Origin of the sequence: Frankia sp. AgPm24 (genome assembly GCF_023243055.1) — a bacterium.
In the GTDB taxonomy this organism is placed as follows: domain Bacteria; phylum Actinomycetota; class Actinomycetes; order Frankiales; family Frankiaceae; genus Frankia; species Frankia umida.
In genome coordinates, this window is the sequence record NZ_JALKFW010000191.1 from 14,201 (window position 1) to 27,742 (window position 13,542).

The 13,542-nt window shown below is 72.5% G+C and carries 15 protein-coding genes; 5 read left to right on the top strand and 10 right to left on the bottom strand.

Annotation, left to right across the window (positions count from 1 at the left end; translation table 11 throughout):
• Positions 1-2 precede the first annotated feature (2 nt).
• A complete protein-coding gene (locus MXD61_RS15195; protein WP_248813846.1) occupies positions 3-416 on the top strand; it encodes a CD225/dispanin family protein in 414 nt (137 codons plus the stop codon).
• On the opposite strand, the gene MXD61_RS15200 is transcribed toward MXD61_RS15195, so the two are convergent.
• The 6 genes from MXD61_RS15200 to MXD61_RS15225 all read right to left on the bottom strand — a co-directional run bounded on the left by MXD61_RS15200 (position 382) and on the right by MXD61_RS15225 (position 6,199).
• Positions 382-1,185, bottom strand: coding sequence for a cytochrome b/b6 domain-containing protein (locus MXD61_RS15200; RefSeq protein ID WP_248813848.1), 804 nt, complete (start codon positions 1,183-1,185; stop codon positions 382-384). The genes MXD61_RS15195 and MXD61_RS15200 overlap by 35 nt on opposite strands.
• Positions 1,172-1,831, bottom strand: coding sequence for a molybdopterin-dependent oxidoreductase (locus MXD61_RS15205; protein WP_248813882.1), 660 nt, complete (start codon positions 1,829-1,831; stop codon positions 1,172-1,174). Before MXD61_RS15205 ends, MXD61_RS15200 begins: the two co-directional genes overlap by 14 nt.
• A gap of 175 nt (positions 1,832-2,006) precedes the next feature.
• Complete coding sequence (locus MXD61_RS15210) at positions 2,007-2,843, bottom strand: ABC transporter (RefSeq protein ID WP_248813850.1); 837 nt, start codon at positions 2,841-2,843, stop codon at positions 2,007-2,009.
• A complete protein-coding gene (locus tag MXD61_RS15215; protein ID WP_248813852.1) occupies positions 2,840-4,099 on the bottom strand; it encodes an ABC transporter ATP-binding protein in 1,260 nt (419 codons plus the stop codon). Before MXD61_RS15215 ends, MXD61_RS15210 begins: the two co-directional genes overlap by 4 nt.
• A gap of 49 nt (positions 4,100-4,148) precedes the next feature.
• On the bottom strand, positions 4,149-4,790 hold the full coding sequence (locus MXD61_RS15220; RefSeq protein ID WP_248813853.1) for a response regulator transcription factor: 642 nt from the start codon (positions 4,788-4,790) through the stop codon (positions 4,149-4,151).
• Entirely contained in the window at positions 4,787-6,199 is a 1,413-nt protein-coding gene (locus MXD61_RS15225) for a histidine kinase (RefSeq protein ID WP_248813854.1), read from the bottom strand. The genes MXD61_RS15220 and MXD61_RS15225 overlap by 4 nt, the downstream gene beginning before the upstream one ends.
• Before the next feature lie 171 nt (positions 6,200-6,370).
• Between MXD61_RS15225 and MXD61_RS15230 the strand changes: the two genes are divergently transcribed.
• Complete coding sequence (locus MXD61_RS15230) at positions 6,371-6,814, top strand: hypothetical protein (protein ID WP_163550297.1); 444 nt, start codon at positions 6,371-6,373, stop codon at positions 6,812-6,814.
• On the top strand, positions 6,811-7,455 hold the full coding sequence (locus tag MXD61_RS15235; RefSeq protein WP_163550298.1) for a dTMP kinase: 645 nt from the start codon (positions 6,811-6,813) through the stop codon (positions 7,453-7,455). Before MXD61_RS15230 ends, MXD61_RS15235 begins: the two co-directional genes overlap by 4 nt.
• Before the next feature lie 16 nt (positions 7,456-7,471).
• On the opposite strand, the gene MXD61_RS15240 is transcribed toward MXD61_RS15235, so the two are convergent.
• From MXD61_RS15240 to MXD61_RS15250, 3 genes are all read right to left on the bottom strand, one after another.
• On the bottom strand, positions 7,472-7,984 hold the full coding sequence (locus tag MXD61_RS15240) for a hypothetical protein (protein ID WP_248813855.1): 513 nt from the start codon (positions 7,982-7,984) through the stop codon (positions 7,472-7,474).
• 31 nt (positions 7,985-8,015) lie between these two features.
• Positions 8,016-8,702 (bottom strand): hypothetical protein, encoded by a 687-nt coding sequence (locus MXD61_RS15245; protein ID WP_248813856.1) that lies wholly within the window; start codon positions 8,700-8,702, stop codon positions 8,016-8,018.
• Between the two features lie 150 nt (positions 8,703-8,852).
• Complete coding sequence (locus MXD61_RS15250; RefSeq protein WP_248813857.1) at positions 8,853-9,803, bottom strand: acyl-ACP desaturase; 951 nt, start codon at positions 9,801-9,803, stop codon at positions 8,853-8,855.
• Positions 9,804-10,108: 305 nt separating this feature from the next.
• Between MXD61_RS15250 and MXD61_RS15255 the strand changes: the two genes are divergently transcribed.
• Together MXD61_RS15255 and MXD61_RS15260 are read left to right on the top strand one after the other, a co-directional pair.
• Positions 10,109-10,837: a response regulator transcription factor gene (locus MXD61_RS15255; RefSeq protein WP_248813859.1), complete on the top strand. Its 729-nt coding sequence runs from the start codon at positions 10,109-10,111 to the stop codon at positions 10,835-10,837.
• Positions 10,838-10,853: 16 nt separating this feature from the next.
• A complete protein-coding gene (locus MXD61_RS15260) occupies positions 10,854-12,518 on the top strand; it encodes a cell wall metabolism sensor histidine kinase WalK (RefSeq protein ID WP_248813861.1) in 1,665 nt (554 codons plus the stop codon).
• A gap of 85 nt (positions 12,519-12,603) precedes the next feature.
• Here MXD61_RS15260 and MXD61_RS15265 read toward each other — a convergent pair whose 3' ends face one another.
• Complete coding sequence (locus tag MXD61_RS15265) at positions 12,604-13,530, bottom strand: polysaccharide deacetylase family protein (RefSeq protein ID WP_248813863.1); 927 nt, start codon at positions 13,528-13,530, stop codon at positions 12,604-12,606.
• Positions 13,531-13,542: the final 12 nt, after the last annotated feature.

Consider the following 13,542-nt stretch of genomic DNA (forward strand, 5'->3'; position numbering starts at 1 on the left):
CCATGCCCGTCCGGCCTGATCCCGCCGACTCCGCCGACCACGGCACCTCCGCCGACCACGGCATCTCCGCCGACGAGGACGTGTTCGTGGAGTACGGCGGTGTGGGCGAGGCCGGGGCCCCGGTCGTCGAGGTCGGGCCGTCGGGTGAGGTCGAGTGGGAGCGACCGGTCCGGACCTATCTGTGGCAGTCGCTGGTCGCCACCCTGCTGTGCTGCCTGCCCACCGGGGCCATCGCGCTGGTGTACGCGTCGATCGCGCAGAACCGGCTGCAACTGGGGGATGTGCGGGCGGCCCGCCAGGCGTCGGCTCGGGCGCGACGCTGGTGCATCGTCTCGCTGATCACGTTCGTGGTGGTACTGCTGACCTACGTCGTCGCGGTCGTCATCCTCGTGGCGATCGCGCACGACCGGGCCTGACGGCCGGGTCGTCCTCGTCGGTCAGGGTGTCCTCGTCGAGGGTGCGGTGGGGGCGGGCGGCGGATGTCGTCCAGGCGGGGTGTTCGCGGGCGGCCCACCAGGCGGGAACGGTGCCGGTGCGGATGCCGACCCGGGCGATCGGGTCGTGTGCGGCCATCCAGAGGTGGCCGGCGACGCCGAAGAACAGGCCGTAGGCCAGCAGGTCGTGGACGAAGGTCGAGCCGGTGCGCCACGCGTCCGGTAGACCGCCGGGCAGGTCCGGACCCCACTGCATCAGGACGCCGGTGCCGAGCATCACCAGGATGCCGCCCGCGACGAACGCGGCGTAGAGCTTCTGGCCGGCGTTGAACTTGCCGACCCCACCGGCGGTCGCGCCCCGGGCCCGGGCCCGTCGCCAGGCCCCGAGCCGCAGCCTGGCCCGCAGCCAGGCTCCGTCCGACGTGGTGAAACGGTTGAGCGCGCGGACGTCGCGGCGGTAGCTCACGGCGCCTGCCGCGACGAGCATCGGGATGGGCAGAGCCAGCCCGGAGTACAGGTGGATGGTCTCGACCAGCCGCCGCCGGCCCACGAGTTCGGCCAACGGTGGCAGCAGCAGCACGGCCCCGGTGATCAGGCAGCTTCCCATCGCCGCGGCGGTCGTCCAGTGGACCAGCCGGGTCGCTCGCCCGAACCGCCGCACGGACGCCACCCCGCCGCCGCGTCCCGCGTCCGAGGGAACAGCCGGCTCGCCCGGGGTCGTCGGCACGACGGGGAACTCAGACGGGGTCATCGTCGCGACCGTTGGAGCGGCCGATCCAGCCGTCGACGTCGTAGCCGCGCTGCTCCCAGTAGCCGGGGGTGACATGGTCGACGGCCTCGATCTCGCCGAGCCATTTGATCGACTTGTAGCCGTACATCGGCGCGATGTACAGGCGGACGGGTCCGCCATGGTCGTGGGTGACCGGGCCGTCGAGCATCCTCAGGGCGACCAGGACGTCCGGTCGGGTGGCCTGGTCGAGGGTGAGACTCTCGGTGTAGCTGCCGTCGAAGGAGCGAAACGTCAGCGCCCGCGCGGTGGGCCGGACCCCGACGGTGGCCAGCAGGTCGCTCAGCAGCACCCCGGACCAGTGCACGTTGCCGACCCGCCAGCCGGTGACGCACTGGAAGTCGCGGACCAGCGCGGTCTGGCGCATCGCGCCGAGGTCGGCGAGTGTCAGCGTCCGCGGCCGGTCGACCAGGCCGTGCACGCGCAGCCGGTAGTCGGCCGGCCCGAGCCGCGGGACGCTGGAGGTGACCGAGTAGTAGCGGAAGTTGCCGATGGGCACGAGATCGGACAGGCCGGTCGGATCGTTGCGCCGTACCGGGTCGATGGCCCGCTCCAGCACCCGCTCGACCCGTGCGCCGACAGCGATGCCCGCGGCACCGAGCGCGACCATCCCGAGTACGATCCGCCGGCCCACCGGTGTGCCCTCGGATGCCACCTTCTCAGTGAACACCCGGTTCCTTAACAAACCCGACCGGCCGCCGGACCAGCACGGCCCGCGGCCGTCGGCGTCGCGAGGAGACGTCCCGTGTCGGAAGGGGACCCCACATCGGGAGGGACGTCGCGGGTCAGGAGGTGACGTCTCGGCGGGTGAGGGTGAGCGCGGCGAGGGCGGCCGCGGCGAGGGCGTAGGCCGTCCCGACGAGCAGGGCGCCGCCGTAGCTGACGTCGGCGACGCCGCCCTGGCCGACAGCGTCGAAGACCAGGCCGGGGAAGACCCGGTTCGCGCCGTTCCACGACGCCTCGATGATGTGCTCGAGGGGGAACATCCAGGCGACACCGGCGGCGAGCGTCACCGCCGTGGACCGCAGCGCCACGCCGAGCGCGGTACCGACCACGCTGAAGAACGCCGATGCCAGCAGGGCGTTGCGGTAACTGGTGGCGAGCGCGCGGGCACCGTCCACGCTCCACCAGGCGGACGTGTCGATGCCGCGGATCCCGGCGGTCACCACCGCCGCCGCCACGCTGAGCACCAGGGCCGCGACCAGCGCCACCGCGACCAGCGCGAGGGTGAGGATCATCCGCCCGGCCAGCCAGCCGAGCCGGCGCGGCTCGCGCAGAAAGAGGGTGCGCAGCGTTCCCTGGCCGTATTCGAGGGTGATCGCGATGGCGACCACCAGGAAGACCAGCAGCCCGGTGAAGGTGCTGCCGCCCGCGAACCCACGAGCTATCCCGGATGCGGCCGTGAGCTGGGTGGTCGTCACGGCGAACCCCACCGCCCCGTCGCCGGGGCCAGGCGCCGGTGGTCCGCCACCGGGCGCGGGATCGTCCGCCAGGCTGAGGACGAGGACGGTCGAGAGCACACTGAGCGCCGCCAGCAGCCCTGTCGCCACCGCCGTGCTCGGCCGCCACACCTTCACCAGCTCGGCCCGCAGGGAACGCCACGTCGATCGAACACCGTTCATCGCCGAGCCCCCTGAACCGTGGACGTGTGTGCCGTGGACGTGTGCGCCGAGGGCGGGTGAGTCGCGCCGTCGGCGCGGGCCGCGGTGACGAGGCCCTGGTAGCGGTCCTCAAGGCTGTCGCGCCGGGGGGACATCTCGATCAGGGTGATGCCGCGGGACGCCGCTGCCCGGTTCACCTCGGCGAGTGCACGGACGTACTCCTGGGACTCGCGGTCTCCCGCGTCCACCGTGACGACGACGTCGCGTTCCCCGCGGGTGGCCGGTAGGCCAAGGCCGGCGAGCAGGTCCGTCAGGGGTGCGATGTCGCGGTCGTGCTCCGGACGCAGGACGACGTCGACGGTGTGGCTGGCCATCAACCGGTCGGTGGGCCCCTGGTAGGCGAGCCGGCCGCCCTCCACGACGATCAGCCAGTCGCAGATCTGCTCCACCTCGGCCAGCAGATGGGACGAGACGAGCACCGTCCGCCCCCGCGGTCGAGCGGAACCGGCCTCGGCCTCGGCGTCGGTCTCGGTCCTGGGGGGCTGGGTGGGGCGTCCGGTCAGCGAGCGGATGAGGGTGCGCATCTCGCGGATGCCGATCGGGTCCAGACCGTTGGTCGGCTCGTCCAGGACGAGCAGGTCCGGGTCGGTGAGCAGGGCGGCGCCGATCGCGAGGCGCTGCTTCATCCCCAGGGAGTAGGAGCGGAAGCGGTCACCGCCGCGGCCGGCGAGCCCCACCTGGTCGAGGATCGTCTCGACCCGTGCGTCCACCTGGGCGCGGGGGATGCCGGCGAGGACGGCGAGGGCGGTGAGGTTACGTCGGCCCGACAGTGCCGGATACAGCGCCGGGCTCTCGATCAGCGCGCCCACCCGGGGCAGGTAGGCGGCGGGGGCCCGCAGCGGCTGCCCGAGGACGGTCCCGTCGCCGCCACTGGGCCGGACCAGGCCGAGCAGCATCCGCAGCGTGGTGGTCTTGCCGGCACCGTTCGGTCCGACGAAGCCGGCGACGACCCCCGTGGGAATCGTGATGTCCAGCCCGTCCACCGCGGTGCGTCGGCCGTATCGCTTCGTCAGCCCCCGCACGTCAATGGCGCTGGGGACACCTGTGGACGGCCAGGTGGGGGAGCCTGCGGCGGGTCCGGGTCCGGGTCCGGGTCCGGATCGGGCGGAGCCTGGTGGTGTCGGGGTCGCCCCGGGCGGGTGGCCGATCGCTGTTGTCATGTCGAGCAGCGTGCCGGTGCGGGCCGCGTGCGTCGTCCGACGGACAGCGACCTTCACCTACGTAACCGCGCGCAGTCCAGGCTGCGCGTCTCGGCCGGGGTGGCGCTCAGCCGAGGCCGGACTGGTGGGCGAGGACGGCCAGTTGCGCGCGGTCGCGGGCGGCCAGTTTGACCATCACCCGGCTGACGTGGGTGCGTGCCGTCGCCGGGCTGATGACCAGGCGGGCGGCGATCTCGTCGTTGGACAGGCCGCGACCCACCAGGCCCATCACCTCGCGTTCGCGTTCGGTGAGACTGCGCAGGTCAGGGGCATCGAGGGTCGGCCGGCGGGCGAACGTGTCGATCACCAGGCGGGTCACCGACGGGGACAGCAGCGACTCGCCCGCCGCGACCACCCGAACCGCGCGCAACAGATCGGCCGGCTCCGCGTCCTTGAGCAGGAAACCGGACGCCCCGGAGCGCAGCGCCTCGAAGACGTACTCGTCCACCTCGAACGTGGTGACGATGATGACCCTGGTCGCCGCCAACGCCGGCTCGGCGACGATCGCGCGCAGCGCGGCCAGGCCGTCGAGCACCGGCATCCGGATGTCGAGCAGCACCACATCCGGCCGGGTCGCGCGGACCACGTCGACCGCGGCCTGACCGTTCTCGGCCTCGCCGACCAGCGTCAGATCGTCCTCGGTCTCCAACAGAACCCGCAGCCCCAGGCGCACCAGTGGCTGATCGTCCGCGATCACGACCCGAATCACGACACTCCCCGCCGCCGCGGCGCCGCCTCCACCGGCCGCGCCCCCGGCTGCGGGGCCGCCAGCGACGGTGCGCCCGAGTGCGGCTGAGCGCGGGCCGGCAGGACGGCGTGCACCCGCCAGCCGTCGGCCACCGGTCCGGCGGACATCGTCCCACCCAGCTCCGCCGTGCGTTCCCGCAGGCCGGTGAGTCCGTGACCCACCGGCGCCATATCGTCGACGACCGGTGGGATCTGGTCGAGGACGTGGTCCACGACCTCGAGGGTGAGCCGCTGCTCGGTGAGGGTCACGACCACCTCGACCCGGGTCGTACCGCGTGCGGTGTGTCGCAGCACGTTCGTCAGCGACTCCTGGATGATCCGGAACGCCGCCAGGTCGACGTCCAGCGGCAGGTGTTCGAGCTGTTCCGGCACCCCGCCCAGGCGCAGGTCGACCGGTATCCCACACAGCCGCACCTCGTCCACCAGCGACGACAGCCGCCGCAACCCGGTCAACGGCGGAGCCGGCGCGTCCACCTCGGACGCACGGGGCTCGGACGCACGGGGCTCGGACGTGCCAGGGCCGCCTGGGCCGGCGGCAGCGGCAGGAGCGGCAGCAGGAGCAGAAGCAGGGGCAGCGGCGATGGCGGGGCTGAGGCCGGTGCTGGGGGAGAGAGGGCCGACTCGGCTGAGGGTGCCGGCACGGCTGAGGGTCAGGGTGGCACGCAGCTCCTCGAGGGCGTCGACGCTGGTCCGGCGGATCGCCTCGAGCGCCAACTGGGCCTGCTCGGGTCGGCGGTCGAGGACGTGCAGGGCGACGGCGGCGCGCAGCGAGATGACCGACAGGCTGTGCCCGACCACGTCATGGACCTCCCGCGCCAGCCGCAGCCGCTCCTGTTCGATCCGGCGCAGCGTGGCCTCCTCCTTGGCCCGGGCCGCGGCCCCACGACCGCCGCGCAGCAGAATCCCGATCAGAGTCGGGACACCGCAGACCAGGATCACCACCAGGACGCGGACGGACCATCCCCACCCGGACGCCGGCTCCTGGCGGACGGCGGCCACCGTCGTCCCGGCGAGCACCAGCACGGCGGCACCGCCCGCGGCCCACCAGGCCGTCCGGTGATCACGATGCAGACCCAGCGACAGCAGCGCCACCACCAGCGGCGCGAACGACGGCCCATGCGGATACCCGGCGCCGAGATAGACCCCGAGCACCGGAGCGGCCACCGCCACCATCATCAACGGCGACCGTTCACGCAGCAGCACCGTGCCCGTCAGCAACCCGAGCAGCACGAAGGCCGCGGTGTCCAGCTGACGCCCACTCTCGACGTCGTGCGACGCGCCCGCCGAACCGCCGATCACCACCGCCGCCGCGACGACCAGCCGGAGGACCTCCGCCGCCCACCGCGCCGTACGCCTCGCCGCGTCCGCCATCCCGCGACGGTAACGGCTCGCGGACGGGCAGGTCATCCGTCTGCGGACGTACCTCGCCTACGGCACGTCGCGTACAGCGCTAGGCTCCTGCGCGAGCAGGGTAGTCAGTGGCAGGGTAGTCAGTGGCCGGGTACGCGTGTGTTGTGCTCGGTGGTCGAAGCGGAGGGCCGCATGCTGGTGTCGGGAACGCCGCCGGCGCTGCTGTCCCTGTGGTATCTGGCGGCGTGCCTCGCCGGGCGGGGGGACCGGCTGGAGTACCGCCATCCGCTGGTCGCGGTGCGCAACGGGAACAACCTGGTCACCGGTGGTCTGGACGTCGTGCGTGGGGAGCCCGCGGCCTCCGCGGTCATCCGAGGCGAAGGCTGGTGGTCCCGGGCGGTCCTGGGGACGGCGGCGGCCGCACTGCCACCCATCGACGGCGCCGCGCTGACCGGTCTGTGGGCCGGCTTCCAGGGCAAGGCCGGAACGATCGCCCTGCTGCCGCAGCCGGCCCGCTTCGCCCGGATCGGAGCGGCCGCGGAGCTTGCCGGCATCACCCCGACCCTCGCCGGGCGGCTGCTGGCCTGGTCGGACGCGGTCGTCGAGCATTTCCGCAACCAGCCGGTGATGGAATGATCATCACGATCGAGGGTGTCGACGGCGCCGGCAAGAACACCCTGACCGAACGTCTCGTCGCCCGCCTCACCGCCGCCGGCCGCCGTGTCGCCACCCTGGCCTACCCCCGGTACGACGCCGAACCCCTCGGCCCGGCCATCCGCACCATGCTCGCCGGTGGGGGTGGGCTCGCGGCCGTGTCGGCCTCGCCGCGGGCGACGGCGCTGATGTTCGCGCTGGACCGTGCCGCGTCCCGGCCCGAACTGGACGCGCTGCTGGCCGCGTCCGACGTCGTGCTGCTCGACCGTTACGTCGCGTCGAACGCCGCCTACGGTGCGGCCCGGCTGCCCACGGCCGAACGGGCCGACTTCCCCGCCTGGATCGCCGATCTCGAGTTCGGCTCCCTCGGCCTGCCGATTCCCGACCTTCAGGTTCTCCTGCGAGTCTCGACAACCCAGGCCCGCGCGGACGCCACCGCCCGCGCCGCCGCCGACCCGGCTCGGCTACGGGACACGTTCGAGTCCGACGACGGCCTCCAGGCCCGCTGCGCCCACCTCTACGAGGAGCTCGCCGCCGCGAACTGGGCCTCGCCCTGGCTGGTCGTCGGCCGCGAGTCCGGCGTCGACGCCATCCTCCGCGAGCTGCGGATCACCGCGTCGTAGGCCGTTCTCCGCGGCTTCAGCAGGTGAACAGGCAGGTGGGGATGGTGACGACGGGGAGGTTGAGCTCGCCGGGCCGGCTTCCGGACGGACGGCGGGGCGCCGGTGTCGAGCCCGGGTTCACCCGGTCACGGGGGGTGGGCTGGGCGCCCGTGTCGCCGGCGGTCGGGTCGGCATCGGTGTCGTACCGGGCGGCGCTGGCGGCGGCCGGGTCCGCGTCGGGGGAGCCCGCGGCCGCGTCGACGGAGGCCGATGAGGCGATCTTGGTGGCGACCGGCGGTGCGGGTGTCGCACCGCGACCGGTGCCGGTGCCGCCGTCGGTCGGGACGCGAGGGGCGGGGGTGCCGGACGGTCCGATGTCAGTCGTGGCCGCGCCGCCGGACCTGCCGTCCGCGCTGGTGTTACCGGCCTCGCGGGACGGGGAGGAACCCGGCGACTTGATCATCAGGGCGACGATCACCGCCGCGACGGCCAGGACGGCGAGGGCCACCTGCGGGAGGGGAATCCGATAGCCAGGTCGATGCAGACCCACGAGCACTCCGTCCGTCCAGTCACCTGGTCCGTCAGCAGTTGATCAGGCAGTTTGGCAGGGCGATCGCGACGGCGGGCAGGCGCACGTCCACCTCGACGTCCGCCAGACGCTGCGGTGGCGAGGGCGTGGCGGGCCGCGGCGGCCCGAGCGGGGCCGGGGCCGCCGTCCGCGGATTCTGGGCGACCGCGCTGACCACACCGGCCACGACCTCGCCCAGGTCAGGCGCTCCGTCACTGGCAGTGCCAGCAGTATCGCCCACGCCGGTCCCGCCCACGCCGGTCCCGCCCGCGCCGGTCTCGCCCGCACCAGCGTCGCTCACACCCGTGCCGCCAGGGCCAGCGCCGGACACGCCCGATCCACCCCGATCGGGTGGGGCCACAGGTGCCTGCTGGCGGACGGACGGGAGCCGCTCGTCGGCGGCGGATACCCGCTGGGCGACCTTGCCCGGCCCCACCGGCGACGGCCCGGAGACCACGGCCGCGGCCGGAGCCGGAACCCCGTCGACCTTCCCGCCCGACGGGCCGGGAGCCGCCGGCGAGGCGGAGGCACCGCCCGGATCGATCAGCGACGAGGACGTGCCGACGCCGCTGGCGCCCTCGGCAGGGTTGCCCGCGTTGGGGGTGTTGAGCAGGACAGCGACCGCCACGGCGGCGACGGCCACCAGGCCGAGTCCGAGCTGCGGGAGAGTGATCCGGTGGCTGCCTCGGGGCAGGCTCACGGCGGCTCCGTCCGTCCAGTTCCGTCCGGTGCGTACAGATGCGTACGAGTGCGTTCAGGTCTGTCCGTTGATGTCAACGGCCCGGACCCTAGCACGTACACGATCCATCCGGACAGACTGGACGACTCGCCCAATCCTCCCCAAGGAGCGTCAGGCGCTGGCCATGGCCTCCGTGCGGCGGGCGTCGGCGCGGGCCCGGCGGGCCTCGGCCTCGGCGAACTTCTCCGTCTGACGGCTGGCGGCGTCGTCCAGTGCCGCGACGAAGGCGACGATCTCGTCGCGGGCCTGCTCGCCGGCGGCGTCCAGACCTTCGAGTTCGGCCAGTCGCCACTGCCGCAGGACCGGGGCGACCACGTCGTCATGGTGAATGCGCAGGTTGTAGATGCCGGCCTGGGCGATCTGGATCGCCTTGCGCCGGAAGTCGCGAATCCCGACACCGGGCATCTCGAAGCCCATGAGCTCGTCGCGGATGGCCGCGAGCGTCGCCGACGGTGAGATCTCCAGCGCGGCGGCGACCAGGTTCCGGTAGAAGATCATGTGCAGGTTCTCGTCGGCGGCGACGCGGGTGAGCAGCCGCTCGGCGATCGGCTCGGCACACACCCGGCCGGTGTTGCGATGGCTGACCCGGGTGGCGAGCTCCTGGAACGACACGTAGGCCAGCGTGCGCAGCGGGCCGAGGTTCGGCCGGTCGTAGCCGTTGCACATCTGGAACATCCGGTCGCGCTCGACGACCTGCGGGTCCGAACCGCGGGTGACCATCAGATAGTCACGCATCGCGATGCTGTGCCGACCCTCCTCGGCCGTCCATCGGTTGGCCCAGGTGCCCCACGCGCTGTCCTGGCCGAAGCCGGACACGATGAGACGGTGGTAGCTGGGCAGGTTGTCCTCGGTGAGCAGGTTGAGTTCGAAGGAGATCCGGGCCACCGTCGGCAACACCGATTGCCCGGGCTCCCAGGGCAGCTCGTCGAAGTCTCGCGCAAGGCCCCAGGGGACGTACTCATGGGGCATCCACTCCACGGCGATGCCGAGGTGTCGCCGAAGGTTCTCCTCGGCGACCGGCTCCAACTCGCGGAGCAGATCCAGGTCCGTAAGGGATCTCATTAGGAAACAGTTCCAGATTCGAGGCGGGTCAACCATGGCCGCCGGGAGTGGAAACCCGACTGGCGGACTGTACCCCCGGATCAAGTCGGCCACCGTACGCAACGCGCCTGGCCCCCGCCGGACCCCTTCCCGTCCCGCACTGTCCCGTTCCGCCACGTCCGTGGCACTGTCGGCACAGTCGGTGCGGTCGGTGCGGTCGGTGCTTCACATGAAACTCTCACGCTGTTCCGATGAACTGGATGGCGCGCGCAGGTCGGTGTGGACGCACCGCCCGTTAGCGGCGCGCCTACCTCGAGGGAGCCGGCATGACGCCTGCACCGGCCAACGACCGTCCCACCGGCGGTGAGCGGGCGCCGCGGGTTCTCGTCGTCGATGACGAGCCGAACATCGTGGACCTGCTGCGGATGGCGCTGCGCTTCCACGGTTTCGACGTCGTGACCGCCTCCACCGGACACGGCGCCCTGCGTCTGGCCGCCGAGGCCGAACCCGACCTCGTGATCCTCGACGTGATGCTGCCGGACGTGGACGGCTTCGAGGTCTGCCGTCAGTTGCGCGACTACGGGCAGAACGTCCCCGTCGTCTATCTCACCGCGCGGGACTCCCACCGGGACAAGATCGCCGGGCTGACCTATGGTGGGGACGACTACGTCACCAAGCCGTTCGCCGTGGACGAGCTGGTCGCCAGGGTCCGGGCCGTGTTGCGTCGCACCAGGCCCGCGCCGGCGGTGCTGCGCTTCGCCGACGTCGTGCTGGACCCCGACACACACCTGGTCACCCGCGCCGGCGTAGCGATCGAACTGTCGCCGACCGAGTTCTCGCTGTTGCGCTACTTCCTGACCAATCCCGGCCGGGTGCTGTCGCGTACCCAGATCCTGGACGCGGTGTGGAGCTACGACTACGTCGGGGAATCCACGGTGGTCGACCAGTACGTGAGCTACCTGCGTCGCAAACTCGGCCAGCACGGTGGCCCGCTCCTGCACACCCAGCGCGGCTTCGGCTACGCGCTGCGGCTGCCGCCGGGGACACCCGGATGACCCGATGGGTGATCCGATGACCCTGCGGCTTCGGCTGATGGCGGGTCTGGTGGCGTTGTGCGCGCTCGGGCTCGCTGTCGCGGGGACGGCCAGCGCCTTCGCGTTGCGCGCCTACCTGCTCGCGCGGGTGGACGACCAGCTCGTCCGGGTCGAGCAGCTCGGCGGCGCCACCCCGGCGATCATGACGAACCGGCTGCGGTTGCTGGAACGTTCCGGGGTCGACCAGGTCGACGGCCCCAGCGACTACCTGCTGGAGATCCGCCGACCCAACGGCATGGTGCGCCGGATCACCGGAGCCGCCAGCCCCACCCCGCCGTCCACCCTGCTGCTGGACGCGGCCGCCCGCGCGGGTCGGCTCACCAGCGTCGCCCCGCGCACCACCTCGGACGTGTCGCATCCGTTCACGGTCACCGCGGACGGTGCCCGTTACCGTGCCGTCGACCGCGTCTACGCCGAAGGCAGCCGGGTGCTGGTCGCCCTGCCGTTGCGACCGGTCGCCGACACGGTCCGCCGGCTGGTCCGCATCGAGCTGGCCGTCGGGGCCGCGGTACTGCTCGTCCTGGCCGGGCTCGCCTGGATGCTGCTGACCCGGGGCCTGCGTCCCCTGCGCCAGATGATCGGCACGGCCGCCGCGATCGCCGACGGTGACCTGGACCGACGGGTTCCCGCCGACGACTCCCGTTCGGAGACCGGTCAGCTCGCCGCCGCCCTCAACACGATGCTCGCCCAGATCCAGGCCGCCTTCGCCGCCCGCGTCGCCTCCCAGGAACAGGAACGCCGCTTCGCCGCCGACGCCGCCCACGAACTGCGCACCCCCCTGACCTCCATCCGCGGCTACGCCGACCTGCTGCGCGCCGGGATGGTCCCGGCGCAGGACACCGACGCCGCCCTGCGCCGCATCCAGGCCGAAGCGACCCGGATGGCCACCCTTGTCGACGACCTTCTCTACCTGGCCTACCTCGACCTGGCCCATCACGACCCGGCCCATCACGACCCGGCCCACCTCGACCCGGCCCATCACGACCCCGGCGGACGTCCGGATCCCGCCGGGCTGGACGGTCAGCGGCCGCTGCCGATGGCCGAGTTCGACCTGGCCGCGGTCGTCCGCGACGCCGTCGCCGACCTGCGTGCCGCCGCCCCCAACCGGCCTGTCCACGCCGAGCTCCCGCCGGACTGCCTCGTCCACGGCGACACCGACGCCCTGCGCCAGCTCGTCGGCAACCTGCTCACCAACGCCCGCATCCACACCCCACCCGACACTCCCGTCACCATCCACCTGCACCCCGCCCAGCCGGATCCCGCCCACCCGCACCCCGTCGCCCTGCCCCACCCGTCCCCGCGGCCTGGCACACCCGCGCTCGCGCCGCGCGACGGTTCCGCGGAACACCCGCGCGGCCGCGCGGACGCACGGGACGGTTCCGCGGAACACCAGATCGGTTCCGCGGAACACCGTGTCGTGCTGCTCGAGGTCGTCGACCAGGGCCCGGGGATGCCGGCGGACGTCGTCGAGCACGTCTTCGACCGCTTCTACCGAGCCGCGGACAGCCGGGCGGGCGGCCGCGGCGGAAGCGGCCTGGGCCTGTCCATCGTCGCCGCGATCGCGCAGGCCCACGGCGGCCGCATCGAGGCCACCAGCTCTCCCGGGGTCGGCACGACCTTCCGCCTGACACTGCCGAGGTGATGCCGGCTCGTCCGGCGGTGGCTGTGGTGCCGTTTGTCCGGACGGATCGTGGGTCGGTGGGTCAGAGGGTCAGAGGGTCAGAGGGTCAGCCGACGGAGCGAGAGGTGCCGAACATGGTGTCGAGGGTGACGGGCTCGAGGCGGCGTTCGGCGATCAGCTTCTCCACCTGCGAGAACAGACCGAGGATGGTGGCGTGGTTGGCATGGCCGAGCATGACCGTGCCGGGCTGCAGATAGCGGGAGGCCAGGGACATCAGCTGCTCGGGGGTGATCAGGGTGGAGTCGCCGAAGCTGCCGTTCCACAGCAGAATCCTGGTGTAGCCGAGTTCACCGACAAGGCCGTCCACATGCGCGTTGTGGGCGCCGTAGGGCGGGCGAAACCAGGGGCGGCCGGTAATGCCGAAGGTGGTCTGAATCCACTGTTCGTTGCGTTCCACGTCGGCCCGGATGTCGGCGTCCGTCCGGGGGCTTTGCAGGCTTCGGTGTGACCAGGTGTGGTTGACGATCTGTATCTGCTCTGATTCGACCAGCGGCCGCAGCACATCGGCATGTGGGCTCCAGACAGCGCTGTACGCCCCGTTGGGAGAGAAGGTGAGCGGGATCCTCGACCGCTGGGCGAACTCGACGTAGCCGGCGACGGTCTGCGTGTCATAACCGTCGTCGATGGTCAGGGCGATGCGTCGGGTCGGCCCGGGAGCCTGGAAGACCGTCGTCGGCGGGCCCGGACGCGCCGGCGGGATCGGGGGCAGCCCCCGCGATGAGGGTGTGGGGACGGGTGTGACCGGCGCGTCCGGGGAGGTCAGCGGTAGCGGGGAGTGGACGCCGGCTGGCGAGGCGGGGTTGTCGGACAGTGACCGGGCACCGCCACTGTGCCCAGGGGGATCACCGGTCGGCAGGGCTGCCGTCGCGCTGGTGGCCGCGTGGCCGCTCGCGCACCCGATGAGCGCCTGGGCGGCACCGATGCTCAACATCGACAGCAGCAGTCGACGATCCATCGCCGGATGAGCGGACATTCCCGAAACAAT

Coding starts and splice junctions, on each gene's coding strand:
- MXD61_RS15200 (WP_248813848.1), bottom strand. CDS start 1,185: ATGACCCCGTCTGAGTTCCCCGTCGTGCCGACGACCCCGGGCGAGCCG.
- MXD61_RS15205 (WP_248813882.1), bottom strand. CDS start 1,831: ATGGTCGCGCTCGGTGCCGCGGGCATCGCTGTCGGCGCACGGGTCGAG.
- MXD61_RS15260 (WP_248813861.1), top strand. CDS start 10,854: ATGACCCTGCGGCTTCGGCTGATGGCGGGTCTGGTGGCGTTGTGCGCG.
- MXD61_RS15255 (WP_248813859.1), top strand. CDS start 10,109: ATGACGCCTGCACCGGCCAACGACCGTCCCACCGGCGGTGAGCGGGCG.
- MXD61_RS15195 (WP_248813846.1), top strand. CDS start 3: ATGCCCGTCCGGCCTGATCCCGCCGACTCCGCCGACCACGGCACCTCC.
- MXD61_RS15250 (WP_248813857.1), bottom strand. CDS start 9,803: ATGAGATCCCTTACGGACCTGGATCTGCTCCGCGAGTTGGAGCCGGTC.
- MXD61_RS15230 (WP_163550297.1), top strand. CDS start 6,371: ATGCTGGTGTCGGGAACGCCGCCGGCGCTGCTGTCCCTGTGGTATCTG.
- MXD61_RS15210 (WP_248813850.1), bottom strand. CDS start 2,843: ATGAACGGTGTTCGATCGACGTGGCGTTCCCTGCGGGCCGAGCTGGTG.
- MXD61_RS15265 (WP_248813863.1), bottom strand. CDS start 13,530: ATGTCCGCTCATCCGGCGATGGATCGTCGACTGCTGCTGTCGATGTTG.
- MXD61_RS15225 (WP_248813854.1), bottom strand. CDS start 6,199: ATGGCGGACGCGGCGAGGCGTACGGCGCGGTGGGCGGCGGAGGTCCTC.
- MXD61_RS15235 (WP_163550298.1), top strand. CDS start 6,811: ATGATCATCACGATCGAGGGTGTCGACGGCGCCGGCAAGAACACCCTG.